We start from the raw sequence: 25,289 nt of genomic DNA on the forward strand, positions 1-25,289 counted from the left end.
GGTGTTAATCGATGGCGTTCGTTGCCATCCTTTCCGCACCCCTGAAGGAGATGCACCGTGTTCACACGACGACTCGGCGCGCTGGCGGCGCTGTCGGCCGCGGCCGTTCTGGTCGCAGCGCTGCTCAGCGGCAACCCCGCGGCGGCGGCCACCGTGACGTACGGCCAGGACGTTTCCGGTCACCAGGGCAACGTGAACTGGTCGGCCCAGTGGAGCGCCGGCTCGCGGTTCGCCTACATCAAGGCGACCGAGGGCACGTACTACACCAATCCGTACTTCGCCCAGCAGTACAACGGCTCCTACAACATCGGGATGATCCGCGGGTCCTATCACTTCGCGATTCCCAACGGCGGCGGCGGGTCGGCCCAGGCCGACTACTTCGTCGCGCACGGCGGTGGCTGGTCGAAGGACGGTAAGACCCTCCCGGGCGCGCTGGACATCGAATACAACCCGTACGGCGCCACGTGCTACGGGCTGTCGCAGTCCGCGATGGTGAGCTGGATCCGGGCCTTTCTCAACCAGTACCACGCCCGCACCGGCCGCTGGGCCGTCATCTACACCACCACCGACTGGTGGGTGACCTGCACTGGCAACTACAGCGGCTTCTGGGCCAGCAGTCCACTGTGGCTCGCCCGCTACAACAGCACCCCCGGCACCCTGCCCGCCGGCGCGCCGACGTGGTCCTTCTGGCAGTACTCCAGCAGCGGTCCCTTCGCCGGCGACTCCAACCAGTGGAACGGCACCCTCGACCGGCTCAAGGTCCTGGCCTGCAACGGCGCCTGCTGACCCGGGTCTGGGAGCTCGCCCCGGACGGCAGTTGAGCGACTGCTCAAGTCGCGCTATGCTCTTGAGCAGTCGCTCAAACTGGGCGGCGTGGACGGGGGCGGCGTGGCCGACACCAAGAGCAAACTGGTCGATGCCACGCTGCGCGTCGTCGCGACCGAGGGGCTGGCCGGCGCCTCGGCCCGGGTCATCGCGGCCGCGGCCGGGGTCAACCAGGCGCTGGTCTTCTACCACTTCGGCAGCATCGATCAGCTGCTCACCCAGGCGTGCCGGCAGGCGACGCAGGCCCGTGTCGCGCTGTACCGCGACCGGTTCGACGCCGCGTCGAGCCTCGGCGAGCTGCTCGCCGTCGGCCGCGAGCTGCACGAGACGGAGCGGGCCGAGGGCAACGTGACCGTGCTCGCGCAGCTGCTTGCCGGCGCGCAGACCGATCCGAAGCTGGCCGGGCCCGTCGCCGAGGCGCTCGGCCTGTGGATCGCCGAGATCGAGCGGGTCCTGGACCGCGGCCTGGCCGACCTGCCGCTCGCCGACCTGTTCGACCGGCCCGGCCTGGCCCGGCTGGTCGCCTCCGCGTTCATCGGCCTCGAGCTCTACGAGGGCGTCGACGAGGCCGGGGCCACGGCGGCCATCGACGCGCTGACCCAGTTCGCCGCGCTCACCCAGGTCCTCGACGACCTCGGTCCGGTCGCCCGCCGGGCGCTCAAGGCCAAGCTGCGCAAGGCCACCCGATGAGCGCGGTCACCGGGCTGGCCCGCGGCGCCGTCGCATCGGTCTGGCTCTACGAGGGGCTGTGGTGCAAGCTGGTGCGGCCCGACGCCGGCCAGCTCGCCATCGTCAGCGGCGTGCCGGGGGCCGGCTCATGGTCGGACGGGCTGCTCGTCCTGATCGGCCTGGCTGAGACCGCGCTCGCGGGCTGGGTCATCTGGGGCCGGGCCGGGCGGGCCGCGGCGGCCGTGCAGACGGTGCTGCTGGTGGCGTTCAACGCCGGCGGGCTGCTGTTCGGCGCGGGCCACATCGACGAGCCCGGGCGGATGTTGACCGCGAACGCGGCCCTGCTCGCGGCCGCGTGGCTGCTGCCCGAACGGGCCCGCCGTGCCTGAGACCCGCACGCCGAATCCCTGGCTGGCCGGGCGGCTCACCGCGGGCCGCTCGGCGCGGGTGATGTTCGGGCGGATGTACGAGGACCATGCCGTTGAACTCGGCCTGCTCGCGCCCCGCAGCCGGGTGCTGGCCATCGCTTCGGCCGGGGACACGGTGGCGGCGCTCGCCGCGGCCGGGCACCGGGTCACCGCCGTCGACGTCAGTGCCGCGCAGCTCGCCTACGCCCGGGGACGGCTCGGTGGAGCGCGCGCGGCCGACGGTACCGCCGAATCGATCCTGAAAATTGCCCGTCGATCCGCGGCCGTAGTGGTGCCCGGGTGGCGGCGGGCGGCCCTCGAGGAGTTCCTGGGCCTCGAGGACCCCACCGCGCAGGCCGCGCACTGGCGCCGCCACCTCGACCGGCCGATGCTGCGGGCGCTCATGTTCACTGCGCTCGGCTCGACCCGGCCGGTCGCCACCGTGCTGGACCGCGGGTTTCGCGCCGGCCTGGCCGACCTGATCCCCCCGCGGTTCGACCGGGCGCTGCGCCGGCGACTCGAGGCCGGCCTCGGCCGCTATCCGAACCGCACCAACCCGTGGGCGCGGCGGCTGCTGCTCGGCGACACCGGCGCCGTCGCCCCGGCCCAACCGTCCGATGTGGACTGGGTGCGCGCCGAGGTCGTCGCGCACCTGCGTCAGGTTCCGGCCGGGACCTACGACGCCGTGACGCTCTCCAACGTCCTGGACGGGCCACCGCCCGCATTCGCCGTGGACCTCGTGGAAGCCCTGCGACATGCAGTGCGCTTCGGGGGTACTGCCATTCTGCGCACATTCCGCGACAGTTCCCCGTTGCCAGGCCGGCACCTGCCCGACCGCTCGCTGCTGTGGGGCGCCACTGTCGCGGTCGATCTCTGACGGGAGACGCTCATGCTCGAGGCGCTGCGCCGCCATCCGCTGCCGATGCGCACCCGATTCGGCCACTCGCTGGTCCTGACCTACGCCGTGCCGCCGAGCCTGGCCCGCCGCGCGCTCCCGCCGGGGCTCCAGCCCGACGTGTACCGCGACCCCGGCGGCACCGAGCACGCCTTCGTCGCCGTCGGCCTGGTGTCCGTGCGCGGGCTGCGGCCGGCCGGCGTCCCCGCGGCGCTCGGCATCGACTGCGTCCTGACCGGATACCGCATCCTGGCCCGCTTCCCGACGCCCGCCGGGCGCACCATGCGCGGTCTCTACATCCTGCACAGCCAGACCGACCGGCGGCTGCTCGCGGCCGGTGGCAACCTGCTCACCCGCTACCACTACCGCCTGGCCCGCATCGCCCTGCGCAGCGGGCCCGACCACCTGGAGGCCACAGTGGACAGCCGCGACGGCCGCGCCGACCTGACCGTCACCGCGCGGCTCGGCGACCCGCCGGACACGCCGCCGCCCGGCTCCCCGTTCGCCGACCTGGCCGCCGCCCGCCGGTTCGCGGGCCCGCTGCCCTACACCTTCGACTTCGAGACCGCGACCCACTCGATCGTCGTCGTCAAAGCCGAGCGGACCGCCTGGCAGCCGCAGCCCGTCGAGCTCGAGGTGCCCCGCCTCACGTTCTGGCGCCACGGCCCGTTCGCCGCCGCCGAGCCGGTGCTCGCCAACGCCTTCCACGTCGCCGACCTCGACTACGGCTGGCAGCGCGGCTCCCGGCGCACCCTCGAAGGAGCCGCCCGATGATCGCCGTGATCCGGTACAACTGGCCGAAGTACCTCATCGCGCTGCTCGCCGTCGCCGCCGGCCTCGCGACACCGCACCCGCTGGTGCGCACGGCCGCGGCCGGGCTGGCGGTGTGGGTCGCCGCCGGGCTCGCCGCCACCTGGTGGGTCTACGACCGCTCGCCGCTCTACCGGTGGACCTGGGCGACCGACCTCCTCCCGGCCCCACCGGAGCGCTACGTGGTGCTGAGCACCGGCCTCGACGAGATCAGCGCCACCCTCGCCGGCCGCTACCCGGCCGGGGCCGCGACCGTCGTGGACCTCTTCGACCCGGCGGTCAGCGAGGCGTCGATCCGCCGCGCCCGCGCCCACGTGCCACCCGCCTCGGCGACGGTGGCGGGCCGCCCCGACCGGCTGCCGGTGCCGGACGCCTCCCAGGACGCCGTCTTCGCCGCGTTCGCCGCCCACGAGGTCCGCGACAGCCGGCAGCGGCAGGCGGTCTTCGCCGAGCTGGCCCGCGTCCTGCGCCCGGGCGGCCGGCTGGTCCTGGTCGAACACTGCCGCGACGCCGCCAACATCGCCGTCTACGGCCCGGGCGCCTGGCACTTCTACCCCCGCGCCGAGTGGCTGCGCCTCGCCACCGGCGCCGGCCTGGCCCGGGTGCGGGAGACGACGATGACCCCGCTCGTGCGGGCCCTGGTACTGGCCCGATGACGAGCCTGCTCACCGTCACCGGGCAACTGCAGCTGGCCGGGGCCACGCTGGTAGCCCTCGGCCTCGGCCACGTGGCGCTGCCGCGTGCGCTGGCCTGGCGCCGCGAACTGTCCGGCGTGGGGCCGCTGAACCGGCACGTGCTGTACACCCACACGTTCTTCATCGGTGTCATGTGTGTCCTGCTCGGTCTCGCTCCGCTCACTTTGGCCGCGGACCTGCTGGCGCCCGGCCGCACGGCGACCGCGATCCTGGTCGCCGAGTGCGCGGTGTGGGGCCTGCGCTGGCTGGCCCAGTTCGTGGCGTTCCCGGCCCGGACCTGGCGCGACTCACGCCTGCACACCGCCGGGTACGTCGGCTTCGCCGTGCTCTGGACCTGGATCCTGGCCGTGTTCACGGCCGCGCTCGCGACCCGCTGATCTCGTGACCCCGCCGGTCGGGAGCTACGCCCCGGCGATGCTGGTGACGGTGTGCGATCGGCGGCGCGTGCACGGCAGCATCCTTGCCGTTTACGTCATTTCTGCCGCTATTCGGACCGCCCGCGGCATCCCATGATCGATGCATGACCGAACAGCGGCCAACGATCGTGCTGGTGCACGGCGCGCTCACCGATGCGCCGGTCACCCGCCCGGACGAGACCGCCGCGCTGATCGCGGCCGCCGCGGCCGCGTGATGCTCAGGGCCGGCGGGCGCCGCCGTGGGTGAACAGCCGGCGGTGCCGGGTCGGCGAGATGCTCATCGCCCGCCGGAAATGCTGCCGAAGGTTCGCCGACGTCCCGAGCCCGACGCGGGTCGCGATCGCCTGCACCGTGAGGCTCGTCGTCTCCAGCAGCTCTTTCGTCCGCGCGATGCGCTGCCGATGCAGCCAGACGAGCGGAGTCAGCTGCGTCCGGTCGACGAAGCGGCGGTGGAATTGCCGCGGCGACAGTCGTGCGTGGGCCGCCATCTGCGCCACGGTGACGGGCCGGTCGAGGACCGCCAGCATCCACTGCTGGGCCGCCGCGATCGGGTCGTCGCCCGGCGGAACCGGCGCCGACTCGACGAACTGGGCCTGGTCGCCCTCGCGCTGCGGCGGGGCCACGATGCGCCGGGCCACCTGATTGGCGACCGCGGGACCGAGGTCACGCCGCAGGATGTGCAGCGCGAGATCGACACCGGCCAGCACGCCGCCCGAGGTGAGCACCGTCCCGTCGTCGACGAACAGCGCCGCGGGGTCGACGGCCGTGTCCGGGAACTGCCGCGCCAACTCCGCGCACAGCGCCCAGTGGGTCGTGGCCGGCCGGCGCCGCAGCAGCCCGGCCTGCGCGAGCGCGAACGCGCCGGAGCAGATCGACACCATCCGCGCGCCGCGGCCCGCCGCCGCGCGCAGCGCCCCGAGCGTCACCGCATCGAGCATGGTGTTCACCGCGTCGGCGTAGCCGGGGATCACCACCGTGTCGGCCGAGCGCAGCGCGTGCAGGTCTCCGTCGGGTGTCAGCCGGAGCCCGCCCGCGGCCGCGACCGGGCGGCCGTCGACGGTCGCGGTCGTCACGTCGTAGAACGCCGGCGCCTCCCGGGCGAACACGTGCATCGGGATGGCGAAGTCGAGCGGCAGCACCTGGTCGAACAGCAGCACGACGATCCGATGGCGCGACACGGCCCGACTGTAGCGCGGCCGCTGGTTCCGACCTTCGCGTCGCCGACCCGGGGGAGCCCATACCGCACGGCCTGACTCATCGGCGCCGGCCGGGTGCCACTCGCCGCGGGCCGGCTGCCCATCGATCGATCCCACCCTTAGGAGGCACGATGCATGAGGAACACGGTCCGCTGAGCCGCTTCGACACCGGAGTGGCGCACCCCGCGCGCCGGTACAACTACTGGCTGGGCGGCACCGAAAACTTCGCGGCCGACCGAGCGTCGGGTGACGCCTTCGCGGCCGCGTTCCCGACAATCCGCGACTCGGTCCGCGAGAACCGCCGGTTTCTCGCACGCACCGTGCGATTCCTGGCCGCTGAGGCGGGCGTCGGACAGTTCCTGGACATCGGCAGCGGCCTGCCGGACACCGACAACACGCACCAGGTCGCCCAACGGAGCAACCCGCACGCGCGCGTCCTGTACGTCGACAACGACCCCATCGTCCTCGCGCACGCCGCCGCGCTGCAGGCCGCCGCGCCCGAGACCGGAACCCACTACCTCGAGGCCGACCTGCGTCAGCCCGAACGGATTCTCGAAGCCGGCACCCGCCACGGCGTCCTCGACCCGCGCCGGCCCGTAGGGTTGATCATGTTGGCCGTCCTGCACTTCATCCGCGACTTCGAGGACCCGTACGGCCTGGTGACCCGGATGACCGCGGCCCTGCCGGCCGGCAGCTATCTGGTCATCTCCCACGCCACCGACGAACTGCTGGATCGTGCGACCGTCGAGGAGCTGGACCGGCAGTCGGACGGGCAGTGGCGCCAGCGCAGCCGAGCCGAGATCGCCCGCTTCTTCACCGGCCTTGACCTGGTCGAGCCGGGAGTCGTACCGATCGGGCACTGGCGGCCGGAGCCGGGTAGCGTGCCCCCGGACCCCGCTCGGATCATCTTGGACGGCGGGGTCGCCCGCATCCCCTGAACCGGGTTGCGCGTGACTGAAGCGGGACGACGATGGAGCCGGCCTTCGCCGCACCCGGAGATATCGCTGGGGCGCGGCGGAAACTGGCCGGCGGGGCGTGCAACGGCAGCGGCCCTCCAGATCGTGGTGCAGGGGTGAGAGGCGCACACACGAGATGGGAGGCCGAGTGATCACGTTCGACGACTACGTCCGGCTGCGGGGCGCGCGCCTCGTCCAGCTGGCGCGGTTGCTGATCGGGGATCGGCACCTGGCCGAGGACCTGGTCCAGGAGGTGCTGGGCAAGGCGTTCGTGCGTTGGAAGAGGATCACCGAGTCCGGTGACCCGGACCTGTACCTGCGCCGGATGCTGATCAACACCAAGATCACCTGGTGGCGGCGGCGGTCGTCGCGGGAGATCGTGACCGGCACCGTCGGTGACCGCGTCGACCGGGTCGACCTGGGTGCTGAGGCGGCGGACCGGGACTCGGCGTGGCGGCTCATCGCCGACCTGCCGCCGCGGCAGCGGGCCACGATCGCGCTGCGCTACTACGAGGATCTCAGCGACGAACGCATCGCCGAGATCCTCCAGGTCTCCACCGCGACGGTGCGCACCCAGGCGATGCGCGCCCTGGACAAGCTCCGCGAGCAGCTCGCGAGAACGCCGGCCCACACCGAAAGGGGATACCTTCGTTGAACCGCATCGACGAAAAGATCATGACGGCGTTGCACGACCGCGCCGACGGCGACGTCCACGTCGAAGAACTCCTCGACGGGGCCCGGCAGCGGGGACAGCGGCGCCGGACGGTCCGCCGCACCCTCGTGGGCGCCGGCGCCGGTGCGCTCGCCCTCGCCGTGGTCGGCGCCGTCGCGGTGCTCCCGCTGCGCGGGGGCGACAAGGGCGGACCGGCTCAGGTCGGCGAGCCACCGCCGTCGACCGCGCCGGCCGCGTGGCCCGGCGGGCTGCGGCCCCCGGTGGCCACCGGGGCACCGGTCCTCGGCCAGGGCGGCCAGCCGGGGCACGGCGGCTTCCACCTGGACGTGACCGGCACCGAACCCAGCGGCATCCTCTGGCGGTCCGGGGACGACTGGGAACTGCTCGACGTGTCCACGCCGGCCGACGGTGCGTACTGGGCGTCGATCGGCGTCTCCGAGGCCAGCCTCGACAAGGCGCACGACGCCGACGGCTCCGAACTGCACGGCAACCCGAGCACCAGGCCGGTCACCGTCGGCGGGAAACCGGCGAAGTTCGTGACCAGCGGCCTGCACCCGGAGGACGGCGCGCGGTGGGGATACCTGCGCTGGCAGCCGGTCCCCGGCACCTGGGCCCAGATCCTGCGCGGCTTCCCCGACAACCCCGGCACGAACGTCGACACCGACCAGGCGAAAATCCTGGAGATGGCGACCTGGCTGCGCTTCGACCGGGTGTACCGCTGCGTCGTCAACTTCACCGTCACCTGGACGCCACCGGCCACGGCGGTCACCGCATGCGGCTTCAGCGGCGGCGCGAACCCGGCCGCCCGCACGTACTTCAAGGCCGGCGACTCGGAGTTCTCCATCCTCGTCCAGTCGGCCGCGCTGACCGCGGTCAAGCCGATCCAGCCGAACGTCGAGTACGGGGGAGTGGCGATGGAGTACCGCGAGGGCCGCGTGTCCCGGCTCGCCGGTGACCTGCTGATCACCCTCGACCCGCACACCGCCGCGCTCCTCGGCCAGCAGGACGCGCTGCGGCTCGTCGCCGGGGTGCAACCGGTGCCCAACTCGGACCCGGCCGCCTGGCCCGCGGACCCGACGCCCTGACCGACCAGCAGAATCGACCGGCTCCGGTGCTACCAGTACCGGAGCCGGTCCTGCTTTCCGTGCAACAACGGCGGCCGTCTCAATCGTGGTTGTCGATGACGGAAGGAGCACCCATTGATGAAGGCACGATGGCTGCGGATCGGTCCGGCGGTGGTCGCCACGGCCGCGCTCACGCTGGGGCTGTTGACGGCCGTGGCCCCGGACGCCGCTCCGGCTCACGCACTGCCTGCCTCGCGGGCGGCCCGATCTTCGCTCGGAGCTTGTCGGCATCCGAGTGCTTGAGGTCCTCCAGGATTGTCAGGGCCTCCCGCCAGGTGTCACGGGCCCGGACGAGGTCGCCGGTTTCTGCGTAGCCGTCGCCGAGTGTGGTGAGGATGGCGGCCTCGTGGTGACGGTCGCCGATCTCCCGGCAGAAGGTGATGGCCTGGTGCGCGTAGTCAGCCGCCTGCTCGACGTTGCCGAGACGGAAGTGCATGAGGCTGAAGGTGTCGAGGGTGCTCGCGAGTCCGAGCCGGTCGTCCAGTTCGGTGAAGCGGGTGAGGGACTCTGTGCCGTACGCCTCGGCGGCCTGATACTCGCCGAGGCGGACGGAGAGCATGCACAGGTTGTTGAGGGCAACGGCCTCGCCGAATCGGTTGCCTGCCGCTTGATGCGCCTGGAGCGCTCGTTCGTTGTGGGGGATGGCCTCTTGATATCGGTGTTGCTCGTCCAGCGCCCAGGCCACGGTCAGGTGGATGTTCGCGACCACGACGTGGTCGTTGACCTGCTCGAAGTAGTGCAGCGCCCGTTCGTTGTGGTGAGCGGCCTGCTCGAAGTCGCCGATCCGACCGTAGAGGGAACCGAGAAACCGATGGGCATACCCCTGCCCGGGTTCGTCGGCTGAGCGCAGCGCGGCATCGAGCCCGGCCTGCTGGACCACCGCGTTGAGCCGATAGCTGCTGCGCTGGCTGAGGAATGTGAACATCGACCATGCCAGCTGCCAGGGCCGCCAGCCGGTGTCACCGGGATCGTGCCCTACGGCGGCGACGAGCACCTGCTGCTCGGCGGTGAACCAGGCGACGGCCTGATCTCGGTCGGCCAACTCGACGAGGGTGATCCCGGCGACCGGCGGCGCGAGCTCGATGGGCTCCCGGTTGGGTCGCAGCAGCCGCTCGGCCCGGTAGGCGCTGTGCAGGTAGTGCTCCAGCAGCCTACGCAGCGCGGTGGACCGTTCGGCTGCGTCGTCGTGGACCAGGGTGAGCTCGACGGCGTAGGCGCGAAGCAGGTCGTGCAGAGAGTATCGGCCGGCATCCTGCTCGGTCAGCAGATGCGCGCGGGTCAGTTCGGTCAGCAGCGGCTGGGTCCGATGTGGCGGCAGGCCGATCAGACTGGCCGCCGCAGGGAGCGCGATGTCCGGCCCGCGATGGAGTCCGAGCAGGCGGAACAGCCGGGCGGCGGCGCCGCTGAGGGTGCGGTACGACCAGGAGAACACGGATCGGATGTCCGTGGACGGTTCGCCGCCGTGCAGGATATCGAGGGTGCCCTGGGAGTCGCCGAGCTCGGCGGCGAGGGTGGCGAGCGGGAAGCCGGGTTTGACGGCGGCGCGGGCGGCGACGATGGCCAAGGCGAGGGGAAGCCGGGCGCAGCGGGCGATGATGATGTCGACGGCGTCGGGTTCGGCGGCGGTCCGTCCGGCGCTGAGACGCTGGGTCAGCAGGTCACGGGCTTCGGCGTGAGTGAGCAGCGCGAGGTGGAGCGGATGGGCGCCGTCGGCGGCGGCCAGGCCGTTGAGCTGGTTGCGGCTGGTGATGATGGCAAGGCAGCCCGGCTCGGCGGGTAGGAGCGGGCGGACCTGATCGGCGTGGTTGGCGTTGTCGAGGACGACGAGGATGCGTTTGCCGGCCAGCAGGCTGCGGTACAGGTCGATCTGGGCGTCGAGGTCGGTGGGGATGCGCAGGGTAGGCGCCGCGAGTGCGTCGAGGAACCCACGGAGCGCTTCGGCGGGGTCCATAGCGGTACGCCCGGGGTCGAAGCCACGCAGGTTGACGTAGAGCTGCCCGTCGGGGAACTGGTGGCGGACCCGGTGGGCCCAGTGCACCGCGAGGGTGGTCTTGCCGATGCCGGCGGTGCCGGACACGGCGGAGATGAGCACCGGGCCGAGCCGGGCCGGCGTCGCGCTGTTGGCGCTGAGCAGGTTGTCGAGGTGGGCCAGTTCGCGGGTGCGCCCGGTGAAGGCGGCCGGCGTCAACGGGAGTTGCGCGGGCACCGCGATCGCCGGGCGCGAGGCGACCGGCGGCGCGGGCAGGTCCAGCGCGGGGTCGTGGTGCAGGATCGCGGCCTGCAGCTCGCGCAGCGCTGGACCGGGGTCGATGCCCACCTCGTCGGCGAGCGTGCACCGCAACCGCTCGTATGCGGCCAGGGCGTCGACCTGACGGCCGGCCCGGTACAGCGCGAGCATCAGTTGGGCGTGGAAGGGCTCGTGGTGGGGGTGCTGCTGGACGAGCTCCTCGAGATCCACGACGAGCCCGGCGTGCTCACCGAGCCCGAGCTGGGCGTCGATCAGGAACTGCCTGGCCTGCAGCCGGAGCAGGTCGAGCCGATCCACCTGCTCCCGGGCCCAGGCGGCGTCGACGACGTCGGCCAGCGGTAGACCACGCCACAGGGCGAGGGCCGCCTGCAGTTTCGCGACCCGGTCGGTGAGCTCGGCGGACTGGCTGCCCTGGCTGATCAGATGCCCAGCCTGCAGGATGTCGGTGCCGTCGGAGCCGAGGTCCAGCCGATAGCCCGGGGCGGACGACACAATCGGCAGCCGGAACGTGTGGCGCAGGTACGACACGTTGACCTGCAGGGTGTTTCGCGCCGGCGCCGCATCCGGCCCCCAGGCCAGGTCGCCGAGGCGGCTGGTGTCAACGGTCCGGCCGCAGTACACCGCCAGGACCGCCAGCAGGGCACGTCGGCGGCGGCCGGGCACCGGCCGCGCGACACCGTCCAACACCACGTCCAAAGGTCCGAGTAGGCGGACCTGCATACCCTGGGCTCCCGTCGTGACCGATTGGCAGCCGTGACGCTACCAAGTCCATCGTCCTGCGGACCAGACCAGGCCCGGCGGTTCGGCGAGGACGCCGACGATGCCAGTGTCGGTATAGGCGAGCGGGCCGGTATCGCCCGGCTCGGCCGGAACTCCGGCAGGACCGACGACGCGGAGGACTCTCCAGTTGAGATGGGGCGACTTGGCGTTGTCGACGGTTGTGGTCACCGAGTCTCCCTGGGGCCTGGGCTTGAACAGCGAGTTGTCCTGTCAGCAGGTCGGGTCGGCTCACCAGAGGTTCAGCGTGTCCAGGATCGCCACGGCGCAGGGGAGTTGTCGTGGGAGGACCGCTGCCGGAGTCCTCCGGCGTCGGTCTGGGGTGAGGATGGTGATTTGCGGCCGCGAGCTGGACCAGGTCACGGTCACCGGCAGACCGGAACCGTCCCGCCGCAAGGCAGGCTGCCGATCGTGCGCTCACCAGAGCGAACTGAAAGGTAGCGGCGAGTCGCAGTAGGTGCTTGCCCGCGTCACGTTCACGAGGGTGCCCTACGCGGCGCTGGTGGGCTCGTCGGCGATCGTGCCGGTCGCTGCGGGCAGGGTGACGGTGAAGGTGGTGCCCGGACGTTCGGTGTTCGGGCTGACAGTGATGGTGCCGTGGTGGGCTTCGGCGATGGCCTTGGTCAGGGCAAGGCCGAGTCCGGTGCCTTTGATGCCGTGAGCGACGGCGGTGGAGGCGCGGAAGAACCGCGTGAACAGATGTGGGTACTGGTCGGTGGGGATACCGATGCCGGCGTCGGAGACGGTGACGGTGACCTGGTCGCCGGTGCGGCAGCCGGTCAGGGTGACGGTGCCGCCGGCCGGGGTCTATTTGATGGCGTTGGAGAGCAGGTTGTCGGTCAGTTGCCGCAACCGCAGCGGATCGCCGCTGACGAGTAGCTGCTCGCCGACGTCTGCCTGCAGCGTGAGGTGTTGCTGGTCGGCGGCGTGTCGCAGAGTTTCGGCGGAGTCGTGCAGAACGTCGCGCAGGGCGACCGGCTGCGGTGTGAAGTGCAGCGGTCCGGCGTCGAGGCGGGCGGCGTCGAGGAGGTCGTTGACGAGTTGCTGCATGTGCCGGCCGGTGCGGGCAATCGTTTTCAGGCGGGTCCGAAGGTTGTCGGGGATACGGGAACCCTGAGCAGGATGTCGGTGTTGCCGCCGATCACGAAGATCGGGTTGCATGCGCTGGGCCATGACGGTGGCCATGTCGGTGTCGGTGGGCAGGACCGTGCCGGTCCGCGTGATACCGCTCGGTGATGTCATGCATGGCGACGACCGCACCGAGGTGCCGGCCGTCAGTGGTGCCGATCGGGCGGGCGTTGGCCACGAATCGTCGTGGCGGCTGCCCGGCCGCGCGGACGACGATCTGCTGACCGCTAACGGGCATGCCGGCGTTGGCCTGCACGAGCGGAATGCGGGCCAGCCCCGTGTACATCGCGCAGTGCCTTGTTGAACGGCACCAGCCGTCCGTCCGCGTCACAGGCGGCAACACCGGTATCGAGGCTGTCGAGCAGGGTCTGCAGGAAGCTTTGTTCATCGGCGAGGCGCTGCCGGTCCTGCTCCACCGCAGCCTGGGCGGCCTTGCGATCGGTGATGTCCCGGACGAATGCGTGAAACGCCGCTTCGCCGTGCTCGACGTGACGTTGCAGCGTCATCTCGACCGCGAACTCGGTGCCGGCCCGGTGCACCATGACGAGTTCAAGATGACGTCCGGCCAGCCTTGACCGGCCGTCACGGAGCCGGGCCAGCGCCTCCTGGCAGGCGGCCCGGAATCGGGCGGGGATGACCAGATCCGTCCTGGGTCTGCCGAGGACCTCGGCGGCCGACCAGCCGCACAACTGCTCAGCTGCAGTGTTCCAGCCGGTGATATGGCCGCCGGCGTCTACGGACACGAACGCGTCGTGCGCGCAGTCCAGGATCGTCTGGGTCCGCGCCGCGGCCAGCAGCGCGTCGCGGTGGGCGAGCCACAACGCAACTTCCGACTCGGCTGCGGCCGCCAGATCCCGCAACACCGCTACCTGCTCCTCCGACCACTGCCGGGCCGGTGATCCACGACGCAGAGCGTGCCCAGCGCCGGCCCGCCGGGATGGTGCAGCGGAATCCCGGCGTAGGCAATCGCGTCGAACGCGGCGATGGCGGGATTCGCCCACAGCCGCGCATCAGCGCGGGCGTCACCGACGATCAACGGCGCATCGGCCGCCGCGGTGTGCTGGCAGTACGAATGCGACAACGGCGTCTTCCTGGACGCGGCGAGCTCACCGGTCAGACCGGCGTCGCTGAGGAATACCTGCTGCGCTTCGTCGACGAGCGTCACCAGGGCGATCGGCGCGTCGAGCAACCGCGCGGCCAGCGCGGTAAGCCGGTCCAACCCGGGCAGGTTGCCCGCATGCAGCAGCTCGCTGCCGCGAAGCACGGCCAGGCGGGCCGGGTCACCGACCGGGTCCGGCGCACGATTCGGCGGTTGCCGCCGCAGCATTACGGTCATCTGATCGGCAATCGCGGCAGCGACGTAAGCAGGCGACGAAACCCCTGGCTTGACCGGTGGCCCACTGCAGGCCTCCCTGCGTGCGCGCTTCGGCGATAGACGGCTGTGGGTAGCGCGCCGTTGCGCGACCACCCACAGACATGTCAGCCGTCGAATGACGGCCGCTGCTGTCTGTTCTTGGTACATCCCGTCCGGTCGCGCAGCACCGACTCGCAGGAGGTGGCGGCATTGGGGGTACTGGGGTCATGCTGGGCCGGTCCGGGTCGAATGGTCAGCGAGGCTCGGGCCGGCGTAGGGCAAGCATCGCGACGTCGTCGGTTGCCGGGTCCGTGGCGAGCAGGGCGTTCATCGCGGCGGTGCACTGCTCTTCGGCGTCGCCGCCGGTCAGCGCGGCGGTGAGTCTGTCGAAGCCGTCGGTGATGGGCTGGCGGCGTTCGACGAGCCCGTCGGTGTAGAAGAACAGGCCGTCGCCGGGGTCCAGCGGCAGGCTGGTGGCGGTGCGGGTGGCCCCGGGGTATGCGCCGATCGGTAGGTCCGGTCCGACCCTGCTCAGCCGGGCCGGGTGGCCGGGGGTAACAGCGACGGGCGGCAGATGCCCGGCGTTGGACAGGGTGATGCGGTCCAGACGGGGGGCGATGACAGCGTAGATGACCGTGGCCATGGCATCAGGTTCGAACCGTTGCACTTTGCGGTCGAGGCGGGTGAGGACGTCGGCGGGGTCGTCGGTCTCCATGGCGTAGGCGCGCAGCGCGGAGCGGATGCGACCCATGATGACTGCCGCGCGCAGCCCCTTGCCGGCGACGTCACCGATGGCCACGCCGATGACACCGGAGGGCAGGGTGAACACGTCGTACCAGTCGCCGCCGAGGCCGGTGTCCGTACCGGGCAAGTAGCGCACGGCCACGTCCAGGCCTGGCAGGGCTGGCAGCCGGCTGGGCAGCAGGCTGCGCTGCAGCGCGTGGGCGGTGGCCCGGTCGAGGCTGTGGGCGCGGGCGACGGTGGCGTGCGCGGCCCGCTCGGCGACCAGCTGCAGCAGTTCGGTGTCCTCGGCGGTGAACCGGCGCGGTGTGCGGCTGCCGACGTGCAGCACGCCGACGACCTGCCCGGTGCTGATCATCGGCACGCCGAGCATCGCGGTGATCCCGGCGTCGAGCAGGATCCGGCTGACGACGGTGGTGGCGTCGACGTGGTCCAGGACGAGTGGCTCCGCAGTGGCGGCGACCTGCCCGGCGAAGCCGTGCCCGACCGGCACCCGCACGCCGAGGCGGACCTCCCGTTCCAGACCACTGGCCGCGGTCGCGACGAGCTCAGCACCGGTCGGGTCGAGCAGCAGGATCGTGGCGGTGTCGGCGTGCAGCAGGTCCCGGACCCGGACGAGCAGTTCGTTGAGCAGGTCCTCGACGCCGAGGCGGGACAGGGCCGCGTCGGTGACCGTCTGCAGCCGGCGTAGCTGCTCGACGCTGTCGAGGGTGCCGGTCGGGGGCGGAATGCCGGTGGCGCTCATGCGCGCCTCCACCCGGGCGGGCGGGTGCGCCGGCCGATCTGTTGCACCGCCACGGCGAGTCCCTCCTCGATGCCACGCTGACTGTACCGCGCGGTACCAGACCCGCCGCCAGCACCGCGAGGCGGCGGTATGCGTGGTTACCGGCTGGCCGGGGCTGGCCGGGGCTGGCCGGGACGCAGTGCCGGCCTCCCGGGCTGCGGCGTCGCGGGAGGCGCTGCGCGGGATGTGGAGGATGAACCGGGCGCCGCGGGGCCGGTTCGGGGCGTAGGTGATCCGCAGGCCGCCGGATTCGGCGAGGCGGGCGACGAGGTAAAGACCGAGGCCGGTACCGGGTTTGGTGGTGGGGACACCACTGCCGGCGCGGGTGAACCGATCGAACAGGTGCGGTACGAACGGCTCCGGGACGCCCGACGGCACGACCCCGGACACGGCGGGCGGCCGTCCACGACCGCGGTTCGCAGGTGCGCATACCGGCCGGTCAGGTCAGCGCCGAGCAGGTCCGGCCGGCGTGGGGCGATCTGCAGCACCCGGCCGTCCTGATCGATCAGTACCGCGGCCGGGTAGCCGAATGCCCCCACCGAGCGCAGGAAGTCCCGCTCGTTGACGGTCGGGTCGGTCAGGAACGCCCGGGCCTGTACCTGCTCGCGCTCAAGCAGATCCGCGACGTAGCTGGCGACGGAGTCGCGCATCAGCACCGTCCGGGCGACGAACCGCTGCACGGCGGCGTCGCGGGCCCGCTGCCGCAGGTAGAGCACACCGCCGGTGCCGGCCGCAGACGCCACCAGCCATACCACCAGTGGTACCGCCGCCAGCCGCCACTGCCACCACACCAGCCCGGTGCGCGCCCACGTCAGCCGCACCCCTCCATGATCGACGAGCTGCCCGGCCGGGCGGGATTGTTCAGACGAATTGCACCGGACGGCTCTCCGCCCGGGTCCGCCGACCGGCCGTACATCGTGCATCCCTGCTCGACGACCCGTCGGACGCCACCACCACGCCCACCGGATGGCGTGCGACCAGGTGCAGGCTGCAGCGTCCGGACGGCTGCCGGCCACGCTGCAAGATCGATCAGGCTGCGTTAGGCTGGCCGCTGCACCGTGCGGCTATGGAGTGCCCATGGATCATGACCAGCCGTCCGACGAACACCCGGCCGCCGCCGGTTTGACGATCACCAAGACGACCGACCCGGCGGGTGCCGTGCTGATCACCGTTGCCGGGAGCCTCGACTACGACACGATCGCCACCTTGAGCACCGCGGTCCGCGACGCCTACGCCGCTGATGCACCAGCGGTGGCAATTGATCTTGCCGCGGTCGGGTTCTGCGACTCGTCCGGGCTGGCCGCCCTGGTCCGCGCGCACAAAGCCGCCCTGCACGCCGGACGGTCGCTGAGCATCATCAGCCCGAATCCGGCCCTGAACCGGATGTTCGCCCTCACCGGTCTCGACACCGTCCTACCGATCAGCACCGTGCCGGCAACAACCGGACCGTCGACCGCCGACGGGCGTCCGGACTCGGACCAGGCCGGCATATAACACGCCGGCCGGCCGCAGCAAGGGTCCCGGTCACCACGTGCGGTGCTGCCGCGACGTCGGCAACCTCAACCGGCTGATTCCGGGCGTCCGCGCCGGCGGCTGGATTGCCGGCGGGGCCGGCGGGGCACAAGCAGAGGATGGGTGTACCGATGATCAGTATCGGGGGCTCTGCGGGAGCCGTCGAGGCGCTGCAGTACCTCGTTGCCGGACTCCCGGCGGATCTCGACGCGGCGGTGCTCGTCACGGTCCACATCACGGCGACGGCGCGCAGCGCGCTGCCGCAGATCCTGACCCGGGCCGGGCCGCTGCCCGCAACCCATGCCCGCAATGGTGCGTCCATCGCGCCAGGCAGCATTCTCGTGGCACCGCCGGACCGCCACCTGTTGCTGCACGAAGGCCGCGTCCGGCTCAGCGCCGGCCCGAAAGTCAACCGGCACCGGCCGTCGGTCGACGTGATGCTCGCCAGCGCCGCGCGATGGGCCGGCCCGGACCTCATCTCGGTCGTGCTGTCGGGGGCCCTTGACGACGGCGCGGTCGGCGCCGCGCTGACCGCACGCGCCGGCGGACGTGTCATGGTGCAACGCGATGCCCGGTTTCCCGGCATGCCCGCCGCCGCGCAGGCGGCCGTACCGGCAGCGACCGCCATCCCGCTCGCCGAGCTGGCCCCGGCGCTGTGCGCCGCGATCCGGCCCCGCCCGGCAGCTGCGACCCGCCCGGGCGCCGGGCCGGAAGGAGTCAGCATGAGCATGGCCGACAGCGATGACCCGCTGTTCCTGTCGGCAGACGAAAGCCGCCTGACCAGGCTGGTATGCCCGGACTGCAGCGGCTCCCTCGCCCAGGTCGACCTGCCCGCGATCAGCTACTACCGCTGCCACGTCGGGCACCAGTGGTCACCGCAGCACCTGGCCGCCGCACAGGCCGAGACCGTCGAAGCGAAACTGTGGACCGCGGTCGCCGCACTGGAGGAACAGGCGGCATTCCTGCGCCACCTCGCCGGCGGCCGCCACCCGGCAACCGCTGGCGAGGCCACCGAGCACCGGGAAGCCGCCGACCGCGCCGCCGAGCTGGCCCGGCTCATCACCGGCCAACTCGATTACACACCCAGCCCCGCACCAGAGGACCACAACCAGCCCGGCGCGACGGCGCCAGCAGCGATACACCTGCAAGGCGACCCGTCCAAGCCTGGCCCATGACGCATGCGACGCCGCGTCCGAGCCTGTATGTGCAGCCGCCCTGCGCCCCGGCGAACCCTGCGCCCGGCGGCCGCGGGGCGATATCCCGCGAGCAGTGCCCTTGTGTGATCGGCTCCATGGCGGGTCCTCGCCACGTCGGTGAAGGTCGCGTCATGCTCGGAGCCCAGCGGCGGCCGCGTCTCCGATGCGTGATCGGCAGGTGTGAATTTAGTCTGCGGCGGGCATGATCCGGCCATGAGAACGCGGTGGTCTGTCGCGGCCCTTGGGCTGGTCCTGGTGGCTGCTGCAGGCTGCGGGGTCCCGCCGAGCGCTGCCGCCGCTGCCGCCGAGGCGGTGGCGCTGCTGCGGGCGCATCAGCGTGGGGACGGTCAGGCAATGTGCGCCCTGCTGGCACCCGACACCGCGGCCGAGCTGGCCCGCTCGTCCGGGACCAACTGCGCGGACGCGGTCGGCGACGAGGACCTGCCGGACCCGGGCGCCGTGACCGACGTGACCGTGGACGGGCAGTGGGCCAAGGTCGTCATCGCCGCGGCCGACGATGACGGCACCGTCTTCCTCGCCACGTTCCCCGGCGGCTGGCGGGTCGTCGCCGCCGGCTGCCGGTCCCGCGGCGAGCGCCCTTACGACTGCACCGTCAACGGAGGCTGACATGCGTGCCATGTTCATGCTCTGCCTCGTGGTCATCGGCGCCGGCCTGGCCTACTTCATCACGATCGGACTCCTGCACCGATGAGCGCCACGACGAGCACACCCACAGAACAGCCCGCGCGGACGGCCCCCATCCGATGGTGGCTGCGCGCCAACTCCCTCGGCCTCGTCTTCGGTGTGCTGTTCCTGCTCGCCCTGATCGGGCAGGCAGTCGCCGGGCACGCCCAGTTCAACGCCGAACAGCTCACCGATGGGCTGCCACCGGTGTCGTTCGGCCGATACCTCACCTCCGCCTCGTTCGCCGCGGACGTGGCCGAGAACTGGCAGTCGGAGTACCTGCAGTTCTTCCTCTACATCGTCCTCACCGTGTGGCTGGTGCAGCGCGGCTCACCCGAGTCCAAACCCCTCGACAAGATCGGCACCGAGACCGACGCCGAGCAGAAGGTCGGCCCGTACAGCACCCCCGACTCGCCGAAGCTCGCCCGCCGCACCGGGTGGCGGCGGTGGCTGTACGCCAACTCCCTCGGCCTCGTCATGGGGATCATCTTCCTGCTGTCGTGGCTGGCCCAGTCGATCGCCGGCGCGTCCGCGTTCAACGAGCGGCAACTCAGCCAGCTGCAGGACCCGGTATCCTGGGCGCAGTACCTGCTCGAACCGGACTTCTGGAACCGCACCCTGCAGAACTGGCAGTCCGAACTCCTCGCCGTCGCGTCCATGGCGATCCTCTCGATCTACCTGCGCCAGCGCGGATCCCCGGAGTCCAAACCGGTCGGTACCCCGCACACCGCTACCGGAGTCGAAGGATGACCCGGCAGGCTGTCCAGGTCAATGGCCAACATGCTGCGAAAGGGGCGGTGGTGTCGCCATGACCGCCGGCGACGACCCGCGCAGTACACGCGGTCAGCAGGCCCACGAACGTGCCGAGCAAGCGCGTGAGCGGGCCGACGAGCTGGCCCAGCGCAGCCGCGAGCTCGACGCACAGCTCGACGACGCGCACGGCTCAACCGGGCAGCACGTCCACGCCAGCCGCGGCGCCGCACGCCGCGAGCAGGTGGCGGCTGCCCGCGCGGCGGCGTCCGCCGCGACCGCGAAGGATGCCGCCGCGGCAGCACACGAAGAAGCCGCAACGCTGCACGACGAGCTGGCCGAGGATGGTATCGGCCACGCGGAAGATCACCGGGTACGAGCTGCCGAGCACCGCGCGGACGCCGCCGAGGACCGGCACGCCGCCGCGCAGCAGCGACAGGCCAGTGACGAGCAGAACTGATCGGCACTGGTTGCCGGTGCTGGTGTGGTGGATCACCCTGTGTCGAAGTCGGTCACACCGAGTTCACCAGGACGTCGATGGTATCGAAGCGGTAGGGCGCGGCACTGATGCCTCCGGCGTTCCGGCCGTCGACAGTACCGGCGACTACGGCGTTGCACCGCGCCGCACCGATACCCGACCGCACCAGAACTGCACCCGTCACAGTGACGTATTCGGTGACACCGGCACGGCAGCGCGAGTTGGATATGAGGTATGGCAGCGGACACTGGCGGCGCGGTCGAGACCGGGCACGCGGTACATATCGGCCGGCAGGCAATCTACGATCGGGCCGGCGACGTGGTCGCCTATGAGCTGCTGTTCCGCGACACCGCCGCGAGCAAAGCGTCCTCCGAACGTGGCTCCTACGCCACCAGCCAGGTAATCGTCACCGCGTTCAGCCAGTTCGGGATCCAGGAGCTGGTTGGGCAGCGTCCCTGCTTCGTCAACGTGACCCGAGAGTTCCTCGTCGGCGACCTGCCGCTGCCGTTCGACGCGACGCAGGTCGGTTTGGAGATTCTCAGCGACGTACCTGTCGACTCCGCGGTACTGCACGGCGTCGCCGCTCTGTCCGAACAGGGTTACACGATCGCCGTGGACGACTTCGCACCCGGCCAGGGACGCGACCCTCTACTGGAGTATGCGAACTACGCCAAGATCGACCTGCTCGACGGCAATGTCGTGCGCGCTCGCACGACAGTCGCGCAATGCCGACAGTACCGCCATGTCCAGCTGATCGCTCAGCGTCTCGAGACGCAAGCAATGCTGATCGCCGCGACCAATCTCGGCATTGAGTTCTTCCAAGGCCATGTCCTCGGCCGTCCACACCTGGTCACGACCCGATCGCTCGGCGCAGTCCGCCTGCAACGATTGCAGCTGCTGGCTGAGCTCGCCAAGGACGACTTCGACATCCATCGCATCGTCGCGCTCGTCGAACACGACCCGGACCTCGCGATACGCCTCCTGCGGCTGGTAAATGCCGCCGCCAGTGGCATGCCGCGCACGGTCGCCTCGATCGGCGAGGCAGTCGTATTGACCGGCACCACTCGCATCCGTCAATGGGTGACACTGATGGCCATCGCAGACGTCGCTGACGGTGACGAAGCGCAGCTCGAGAACATGCTCATCTGCGCCCGAATGTGCCAGCTCCTCGCCGGCCGCGAGGGCGAATCAGGTCCCAGCGCCTTCACCCTCGGCCTGCTCGCCGCTGCCAGCGATCTCCTGGCGATACCGATCGCCGAACTTGCCGCACAACTTTCCCTCAGCGACGCCATCACGCGTGCCGCCACCCAGCAGTGCGGACCACTCGCGGCCATCCTCGACAGGGTGCTGGCCTATCAACTCGGCGACGCCGCCACCGCGGACCTGACCGACGACTACCTGTTGGCCGTGTGCTGGTCCACCGGGTCGATCCAACAGCTCGCGCCCGCTGGTGCCAGTGCCGGCTCACAGCAATACCGGCCTCAGACGGCCTGACGGATGTCGGCCGGTCGATCGCAAGAAGTCGCCTTGTCAACTCTGCAGCGCTCCGCATCGAGACTGCTGACGGGCATTGCACTCTCGATGACGCCGCCGACGCTCCGCACCACCGGCATCGGACGTCGTCCACCAACCGCTGATGAGGTACCCCATGACACGACCAGCTCGCAATTTCGTTGCCACGGCTGAGTCGGTGTTGATGGCAGCCAGAGAGGCCAGCCTGCTCATGCGCCGAGCGATCCGCCTCGCCGAGGGTCATTCGGCCGATCCTGGGACGACGGCCATCGGCGCCCTGCTCGACCAGCTCGATGCGGCGATTGCGGACGGCCACCGTCTCCTTCCCGGCCTACAGGAAGCGGACGATTGGCTACTTCCGCCAGAACGGGCGCCCTGTGCCGATTTCCTCTGATTTTAGGTCGTGACGGAGTGCGGGCCGGGGGATGACAACCCACCCACGGTTCGGCATGGGCCTTCCCAAACGGTTGCTTGACGCGGGAGCCATCTCGGCCAGTCGGCCGAGCCGGTCGTGGGCGTCCATGAGACCACGTTCGTTGTGGCGGTGCTGGTGATGCCGGTCATGTCGTGGGTTGCGATGCGGCGGGCGAATGAGTCCGTCTGCACTGCCCATCGCCGCGGCGATCCGGGGCTGCTCATGCTGTCGGTCGCCGCCCTGGTGACCACCGTGGCGGCTGCGACTCTGCTCCTGCTCGGCGGTTTGGTCTGGCGAGCGTGCTCGACGGTCGCGGTCAGCGCACTGCAGCGGCGGACGTCCGCACACCGGCACATTTCTGTTCGGCCGGCAACGCGGGCTGCTGGCAACGGTCACTCCGGTCGGTTCGGCAGCCGGGGCTATCACACGACATCACCTCGGCCCCGCACACCCTCCTCACCGCCAGGGCCGCAGCCTGTGCCGCAGCGCGCGCGTTGGCATTGCTGCACCGGGGCTTGGCCGCTCGCACCGAACATGCGGTCAGGCCCGACCACGCCGAAGGGCGCGGTGCTGAACGCGCGACGAGCCTGCGGGGACGCCGTATCGGAATCACCGAAGAAGCATCAACAATCCACCACGATCCGCCGAGCGGATGGTTGATCGACGTTCTCCGCCGGGGTGCGGCGGGTCGGCGCCGGGCTATGCGGCTGCGTCGGTGGGCAGCCGGACGGTGTCGAGCCAGAACTGGTTGATCCGCCGTACGACGCCGATGAACTCCTCGTAACCGGCGGGTTTGGTGATGTAGGCGTTGGCGTGCGTGTCGTAGCAGGCGATGAGGTCCTCGACGGCGGCCGAGGTGGTCAGGACGACCACGGGGATACTCGCCACGACCGCGTCGTTCTTGATCTGGCGCAAAACCTGCCGGCCGTCGACTCTGGGCAGGTTGAGGTCGAGCAGGATGAAGTCCGGACGCGGGGCGTCGACGAAGTCGCCACGCTGATAGAGGAAGTCCAGGGCCTGTTCGCCGTCGCGGGCCACGTGCAGTTCGCTGTCCAAAGCGTCGTCCTCGAATGCTTCTCGGGCCATCAGTTCATCGCCCGGATCGTCTTCGACGAGCAGAATGTGGGCCGGTAGAGCACGGTGCTGGGTCAGCATGGCGCGGTTCCCTTCGAGGGTCCTGCGCCGGGGTCTCCCGATCGGCGAGGAGGTGTTTGCGGTAACTGTACGGCTGCGGGCAGCTGCGAACCATCGGCAGCGGCTGTCACCCGATCGGGTCGAGGCCCGGACCCAGCCGCTGACCGGACCTCGGTCCTGCCGAAACATGCACCAACCGGTCCTGGCCAGATCCTCCCGGCGGCGGCGCACACGACAGGCCGCCTGAAGCCTGATCGGACCTCGGCCTCTGCCGTTCAACGTCGGTGCGACGCGGCTTGGTGGCAGACCCTGCGGTTGGTGACGGCGTGCTGTGCGCGCGCAACCTATGGGCAGGCGCTAATTAGCGGACCTGGGATGGTCGGGTAGTGGGTGATCTGCTGCTGGTGGGGTGCGAGCCGACCCCACGGGGAACCACAAATGTCCGTGCTGGTCGACAGTGCTGTCCAAGCTGTAGCTCGCGCATCGCTCGGCGGGAGTACAGATCGCCAGGCGACGCTCGGTTGCATAATGCGAGGGCTTGGGTCGCGGCGGCATCTGGTCCATGAGTGGTCGATCTCGTACGTGTTCCTCGACCTCGGCAAGGGACAACAGCTGGTCGAGTACGGCGTTGGCGATCCGGTCGCATGCTGCCTGTGTACAGTCGTTGCCGTCTGTGGAAGCCGTCTCGCGTGCGACACGACGGAGCTCTTCACGCCACTGCTCAGGTAGTTGATGATGGGGACGCGCCATTTCGGAACCCGGGATTCAGCGTCGCCGGCGACGCCGGCCTGGTGCGGTGTCCTCAGCCTCTCATCGCGATCGGTGAGCTTCCACTCCTCCTCATGCAATGAGGTACTCCTAGCTGACCTGACAGCTCGGGCAGGTGCAGCGGGAGCCACGTCGCTCTCACATTCGACGAGTCGGAGCGGGCTGGCGAGCTCGACGGAACGTGACCTGGCGGACGAGCGCATCGCGGCATATCAAGGATGTCCGCGCACCCGATCATGACCGTCGTGGTGGTTGGCGTGCCGACCGGATAACTTCAAGAGGTGCGGGTCGGGGGCTGTCAGACACCGGAGATCCTCGGTGACGTGGACGCGGCTGTTCGGATGGTCCGCGACTTCGCTGGGCAGGCGGGCGGTGCGGGTGTCGATCTATTGTTGTTTCCGGAGTGCTTCCTGCAGGGCTACTTGGTCACTGAGCGGCACGTTCGGGAGTATGCGTTCGAGGTCGGCTCGCCGGCGTTGACCGAAGTTCTGCACCGCCTGGCCGATGTGCGCCCGATGCTGGTGCTGGGCATGATCGAGCGATCCGGGCCGGCGTACTACAACACGGCGCTGCTCATCAGCGCTGGTCGGGTCGTTGGCCGCTATCGCAAGCGGTTTCTGACTCCAGGAGAGTCGATCTTCACCGCCGGTGACAACGGCCTGGTGTTCGGCTGTGATCGAGTGCCGTTCGGGATCAACATCTGCTCCGACACGCGGGTTCCTGAGGCGGCGGCCGCGATCGCGGCGAAGGGAGCCAGGGTCCTCCTGGTGCTGGCACAGAACATGATGCGCCGGGACAAGGCGTTGTGGTGGTCCAAGCGGCATAACGAGATCCGTGCGCGCCGGGTTCGGGAGACTGGCATGTGGCTGGTCTCAGCCGATGTAACCGGCGACCGCGACGAATACCGAACCGGGCTTGGACCCACCTGTGTGATGGACCCGATGGGACGAGTCATTGCCCAGGTCCCCTGTGGGACGATCGGCATGGCCATCGCCCAACTGGTGTGATCGCCAACGCGGAACCCGCCAGGTTCGCGCTGGTCCTGGTTAGTACTGCAACGGCAGGTCGTGGCTCCGCTCGTGCTGGCTCGTTGACTGGTTGTGGTCGATGTTGAGCTGGTCGGGTCGTGGGATGCCGGGTTG

General features: G+C 70.7%; 27 protein-coding genes and 1 pseudogene. 18 read left to right on the top strand and 10 right to left on the bottom strand.

The genetic code is table 11. The annotated features are described in order from the left end of the window. Positions 1 to 57: 57 nt before the first annotated feature. The 7 genes from ACIA8L_RS50680 (at position 58) to ACIA8L_RS50710 (ending at position 4,678) form a co-directional block, all read left to right on the top strand. Positions 58 to 786 carry a lysozyme gene (locus tag ACIA8L_RS50680; RefSeq protein ID WP_395916596.1) on the top strand — a complete coding sequence of 243 codons (729 nt, stop codon included), beginning with the start codon at positions 58 to 60 and terminating at the stop codon, positions 784 to 786. 102 nt (positions 787 to 888) lie between these two features. Then, entirely contained in the window at positions 889 to 1,515 is a 627-nt protein-coding gene (locus tag ACIA8L_RS50685; RefSeq protein ID WP_395916641.1) for a TetR/AcrR family transcriptional regulator, read from the top strand. Then, on the top strand, positions 1,512 to 1,883 hold the full coding sequence (locus tag ACIA8L_RS50690) for a DoxX-like family protein (RefSeq protein WP_395916597.1): 372 nt from the start codon (positions 1,512 to 1,514) through the stop codon (positions 1,881 to 1,883). The genes ACIA8L_RS50685 and ACIA8L_RS50690 overlap by 4 nt, the downstream gene beginning before the upstream one ends. After that, positions 1,876 to 2,778 (top strand): DUF3419 family protein, encoded by a 903-nt coding sequence (locus ACIA8L_RS50695; protein ID WP_395916599.1) that lies wholly within the window; start codon positions 1,876 to 1,878, stop codon positions 2,776 to 2,778. The genes ACIA8L_RS50690 and ACIA8L_RS50695 overlap by 8 nt, the downstream gene beginning before the upstream one ends. Before the next feature lie 12 nt (positions 2,779 to 2,790). Beyond that, positions 2,791 to 3,570, top strand: coding sequence for a DUF2071 domain-containing protein (locus ACIA8L_RS50700; protein ID WP_395916601.1), 780 nt, complete (start codon positions 2,791 to 2,793; stop codon positions 3,568 to 3,570). Then, a complete protein-coding gene (locus ACIA8L_RS50705; RefSeq protein WP_395916603.1) occupies positions 3,567 to 4,262 on the top strand; it encodes a class I SAM-dependent methyltransferase in 696 nt (231 codons plus the stop codon). Before ACIA8L_RS50700 ends, ACIA8L_RS50705 begins: the two co-directional genes overlap by 4 nt. After that, positions 4,259 to 4,678 carry a hypothetical protein gene (locus tag ACIA8L_RS50710; RefSeq protein WP_395916605.1) on the top strand — a complete coding sequence of 140 codons (420 nt, stop codon included), beginning with the start codon at positions 4,259 to 4,261 and terminating at the stop codon, positions 4,676 to 4,678. The genes ACIA8L_RS50705 and ACIA8L_RS50710 overlap by 4 nt, the downstream gene beginning before the upstream one ends. A gap of 257 nt (positions 4,679 to 4,935) precedes the next feature. Here ACIA8L_RS50710 and ACIA8L_RS50715 read toward each other — a convergent pair whose 3' ends face one another. Continuing rightward, positions 4,936 to 5,895 carry a GlxA family transcriptional regulator gene (locus ACIA8L_RS50715; protein WP_395916607.1) on the bottom strand — a complete coding sequence of 320 codons (960 nt, stop codon included), beginning with the start codon at positions 5,893 to 5,895 and terminating at the stop codon, positions 4,936 to 4,938. Between the two features lie 149 nt (positions 5,896 to 6,044). On the opposite strand from ACIA8L_RS50715, the gene ACIA8L_RS50720 reads away from it, so the two are divergent. The 3 genes from ACIA8L_RS50720 to ACIA8L_RS50730 all read left to right on the top strand — a co-directional run bounded on the left by ACIA8L_RS50720 (position 6,045) and on the right by ACIA8L_RS50730 (position 8,627). Further along, positions 6,045 to 6,851 carry an SAM-dependent methyltransferase gene (locus ACIA8L_RS50720; RefSeq protein WP_395916610.1) on the top strand — a complete coding sequence of 269 codons (807 nt, stop codon included), beginning with the start codon at positions 6,045 to 6,047 and terminating at the stop codon, positions 6,849 to 6,851. 166 nt (positions 6,852 to 7,017) lie between these two features. Beyond that, positions 7,018 to 7,524, top strand: a complete 507-nt coding sequence (locus ACIA8L_RS50725; protein WP_395916612.1) for a SigE family RNA polymerase sigma factor — start codon at positions 7,018 to 7,020, stop codon at positions 7,522 to 7,524. 20 nt (positions 7,525 to 7,544) lie between these two features. Next, on the top strand, positions 7,545 to 8,627 hold the full coding sequence (locus ACIA8L_RS50730; RefSeq protein WP_395916614.1) for a hypothetical protein: 1,083 nt from the start codon (positions 7,545 to 7,547) through the stop codon (positions 8,625 to 8,627). A 169-nt stretch (positions 8,628 to 8,796) separates the two neighbouring features. Here ACIA8L_RS50730 and ACIA8L_RS50735 read toward each other — a convergent pair whose 3' ends face one another. The 8 genes and pseudogenes from ACIA8L_RS50735 to ACIA8L_RS50770 all read right to left on the bottom strand — a co-directional run. Further along, the gene (locus ACIA8L_RS50735) at positions 8,797 to 11,634 is read right to left on the bottom strand and encodes a BTAD domain-containing putative transcriptional regulator (RefSeq protein ID WP_395916616.1); all 2,838 of its coding nucleotides are present in this window, start codon (positions 11,632 to 11,634) and stop codon (positions 8,797 to 8,799) included. Between the two features lie 39 nt (positions 11,635 to 11,673). Further along, positions 11,674 to 11,862 (bottom strand): hypothetical protein, encoded by a 189-nt coding sequence (locus ACIA8L_RS50740; protein WP_395916617.1) that lies wholly within the window; start codon positions 11,860 to 11,862, stop codon positions 11,674 to 11,676. 318 nt (positions 11,863 to 12,180) lie between these two features. After that, the gene (locus ACIA8L_RS50745; RefSeq protein ID WP_395916643.1) at positions 12,181 to 12,474 is read right to left on the bottom strand and encodes a sensor histidine kinase; all 294 of its coding nucleotides are present in this window, start codon (positions 12,472 to 12,474) and stop codon (positions 12,181 to 12,183) included. Positions 12,475 to 12,498: 24 nt separating this feature from the next. Continuing rightward, complete coding sequence (locus ACIA8L_RS50750) at positions 12,499 to 12,876, bottom strand: sensor histidine kinase (RefSeq protein ID WP_395916619.1); 378 nt, start codon at positions 12,874 to 12,876, stop codon at positions 12,499 to 12,501. 170 nt (positions 12,877 to 13,046) lie between these two features. Then, positions 13,047 to 13,682, bottom strand: coding sequence for a PAS domain-containing protein (locus ACIA8L_RS50755; RefSeq protein WP_395916620.1), 636 nt, complete (start codon positions 13,680 to 13,682; stop codon positions 13,047 to 13,049). 2 nt (positions 13,683 to 13,684) lie between these two features. Beyond that, positions 13,685 to 14,155: a GAF domain-containing protein gene (locus ACIA8L_RS50760; protein ID WP_395916622.1), complete on the bottom strand. Its 471-nt coding sequence runs from the start codon at positions 14,153 to 14,155 to the stop codon at positions 13,685 to 13,687. Positions 14,156 to 14,426: 271 nt separating this feature from the next. After that, positions 14,427 to 15,659: a PP2C family protein-serine/threonine phosphatase gene (locus ACIA8L_RS50765; protein ID WP_395916645.1), complete on the bottom strand. Its 1,233-nt coding sequence runs from the start codon at positions 15,657 to 15,659 to the stop codon at positions 14,427 to 14,429. A gap of 276 nt (positions 15,660 to 15,935) precedes the next feature. Further along, positions 15,936 to 16,088, bottom strand: a pseudogene (locus tag ACIA8L_RS50770) (hypothetical protein); the annotation flags it as partial. A 687-nt stretch (positions 16,089 to 16,775) separates the two neighbouring features. On the opposite strand from ACIA8L_RS50770, the gene ACIA8L_RS50775 reads away from it, so the two are divergent. The 7 genes from ACIA8L_RS50775 to ACIA8L_RS50805 all read left to right on the top strand — a co-directional run bounded on the left by ACIA8L_RS50775 (position 16,776) and on the right by ACIA8L_RS50805 (position 22,224). Continuing rightward, positions 16,776 to 17,192: an STAS domain-containing protein gene (locus tag ACIA8L_RS50775; protein WP_395916624.1), complete on the top strand. Its 417-nt coding sequence runs from the start codon at positions 16,776 to 16,778 to the stop codon at positions 17,190 to 17,192. Between the two features lie 149 nt (positions 17,193 to 17,341). After that, positions 17,342 to 18,385, top strand: a complete 1,044-nt coding sequence (locus tag ACIA8L_RS50780; RefSeq protein ID WP_395916625.1) for a chemotaxis protein CheB — start codon at positions 17,342 to 17,344, stop codon at positions 18,383 to 18,385. 234 nt (positions 18,386 to 18,619) lie between these two features. Further along, a complete protein-coding gene (locus ACIA8L_RS50785; protein WP_395916626.1) occupies positions 18,620 to 19,033 on the top strand; it encodes a hypothetical protein in 414 nt (137 codons plus the stop codon). A gap of 81 nt (positions 19,034 to 19,114) precedes the next feature. Beyond that, positions 19,115 to 19,840 carry a DUF6766 family protein gene (locus tag ACIA8L_RS50790; RefSeq protein ID WP_395916628.1) on the top strand — a complete coding sequence of 242 codons (726 nt, stop codon included), beginning with the start codon at positions 19,115 to 19,117 and terminating at the stop codon, positions 19,838 to 19,840. 58 nt (positions 19,841 to 19,898) lie between these two features. After that, on the top strand, positions 19,899 to 20,300 hold the full coding sequence (locus ACIA8L_RS50795; protein ID WP_395916630.1) for a hypothetical protein: 402 nt from the start codon (positions 19,899 to 19,901) through the stop codon (positions 20,298 to 20,300). 252 nt (positions 20,301 to 20,552) lie between these two features. Continuing rightward, positions 20,553 to 21,812: an EAL and HDOD domain-containing protein gene (locus ACIA8L_RS50800; RefSeq protein WP_395916632.1), complete on the top strand. Its 1,260-nt coding sequence runs from the start codon at positions 20,553 to 20,555 to the stop codon at positions 21,810 to 21,812. A gap of 154 nt (positions 21,813 to 21,966) precedes the next feature. Then, positions 21,967 to 22,224 (top strand): hypothetical protein, encoded by a 258-nt coding sequence (locus ACIA8L_RS50805; protein ID WP_395916634.1) that lies wholly within the window; start codon positions 21,967 to 21,969, stop codon positions 22,222 to 22,224. Between the two features lie 720 nt (positions 22,225 to 22,944). On the opposite strand, the gene ACIA8L_RS50810 is transcribed toward ACIA8L_RS50805, so the two are convergent. Beyond that, positions 22,945 to 23,400 carry a response regulator gene (locus ACIA8L_RS50810; protein WP_395916636.1) on the bottom strand — a complete coding sequence of 152 codons (456 nt, stop codon included), beginning with the start codon at positions 23,398 to 23,400 and terminating at the stop codon, positions 22,945 to 22,947. A gap of 1,028 nt (positions 23,401 to 24,428) precedes the next feature. Here ACIA8L_RS50810 and ACIA8L_RS50815 point away from each other — a divergent pair. Further along, positions 24,429 to 25,154, top strand: a complete 726-nt coding sequence (locus tag ACIA8L_RS50815; RefSeq protein ID WP_395916637.1) for a carbon-nitrogen hydrolase family protein — start codon at positions 24,429 to 24,431, stop codon at positions 25,152 to 25,154. Positions 25,155 to 25,289: the final 135 nt, after the last annotated feature.

Origin of the sequence: Dactylosporangium sp. NPDC051541, assembly GCF_044454505.1 — a bacterium.
In the GTDB taxonomy this organism is placed as follows: Bacteria; Actinomycetota; Actinomycetes; order Mycobacteriales; family Micromonosporaceae; genus Dactylosporangium.

What these genes read in the sequence shown, in the direction of transcription:
- ACIA8L_RS50690 (WP_395916597.1), top strand. Translation starts at nt 1,512, where the DNA reads ATGAGCGCGGTCACCGGGCTGGCCCGCGGCGCCGTCGCATCGGTCTGG.
- ACIA8L_RS50700 (WP_395916601.1), top strand. Translation starts at nt 2,791, where the DNA reads ATGCTCGAGGCGCTGCGCCGCCATCCGCTGCCGATGCGCACCCGATTC.
- ACIA8L_RS50705 (WP_395916603.1), top strand. Translation starts at nt 3,567, where the DNA reads ATGATCGCCGTGATCCGGTACAACTGGCCGAAGTACCTCATCGCGCTG.
- ACIA8L_RS50710 (WP_395916605.1), top strand. Translation starts at nt 4,259, where the DNA reads ATGACGAGCCTGCTCACCGTCACCGGGCAACTGCAGCTGGCCGGGGCC.
- ACIA8L_RS50720 (WP_395916610.1), top strand. Translation starts at nt 6,045, where the DNA reads ATGCATGAGGAACACGGTCCGCTGAGCCGCTTCGACACCGGAGTGGCG.
- ACIA8L_RS50730 (WP_395916614.1), top strand. Translation starts at nt 7,545, where the DNA reads ATGACGGCGTTGCACGACCGCGCCGACGGCGACGTCCACGTCGAAGAA.
- ACIA8L_RS50735 (WP_395916616.1), bottom strand. Translation starts at nt 11,634, where the DNA reads ATGCAGGTCCGCCTACTCGGACCTTTGGACGTGGTGTTGGACGGTGTC.
- ACIA8L_RS50750 (WP_395916619.1), bottom strand. Translation starts at nt 12,876, where the DNA reads ATGGCCACCGTCATGGCCCAGCGCATGCAACCCGATCTTCGTGATCGG.
- ACIA8L_RS50760 (WP_395916622.1), bottom strand. Translation starts at nt 14,155, where the DNA reads ATGACCGTAATGCTGCGGCGGCAACCGCCGAATCGTGCGCCGGACCCG.
- ACIA8L_RS50765 (WP_395916645.1), bottom strand. Translation starts at nt 15,659, where the DNA reads ATGAGCGCCACCGGCATTCCGCCCCCGACCGGCACCCTCGACAGCGTC.
- ACIA8L_RS50775 (WP_395916624.1), top strand. Translation starts at nt 16,776, where the DNA reads ATGGATCATGACCAGCCGTCCGACGAACACCCGGCCGCCGCCGGTTTG.
- ACIA8L_RS50780 (WP_395916625.1), top strand. Translation starts at nt 17,342, where the DNA reads ATGATCAGTATCGGGGGCTCTGCGGGAGCCGTCGAGGCGCTGCAGTAC.
- ACIA8L_RS50785 (WP_395916626.1), top strand. Translation starts at nt 18,620, where the DNA reads ATGAGAACGCGGTGGTCTGTCGCGGCCCTTGGGCTGGTCCTGGTGGCT.
- ACIA8L_RS50790 (WP_395916628.1), top strand. Translation starts at nt 19,115, where the DNA reads ATGAGCGCCACGACGAGCACACCCACAGAACAGCCCGCGCGGACGGCC.
- ACIA8L_RS50795 (WP_395916630.1), top strand. Translation starts at nt 19,899, where the DNA reads ATGACCGCCGGCGACGACCCGCGCAGTACACGCGGTCAGCAGGCCCAC.
- ACIA8L_RS50800 (WP_395916632.1), top strand. Translation starts at nt 20,553, where the DNA reads ATGGCAGCGGACACTGGCGGCGCGGTCGAGACCGGGCACGCGGTACAT.
- ACIA8L_RS50805 (WP_395916634.1), top strand. Translation starts at nt 21,967, where the DNA reads ATGACACGACCAGCTCGCAATTTCGTTGCCACGGCTGAGTCGGTGTTG.
- ACIA8L_RS50810 (WP_395916636.1), bottom strand. Translation starts at nt 23,400, where the DNA reads ATGCTGACCCAGCACCGTGCTCTACCGGCCCACATTCTGCTCGTCGAA.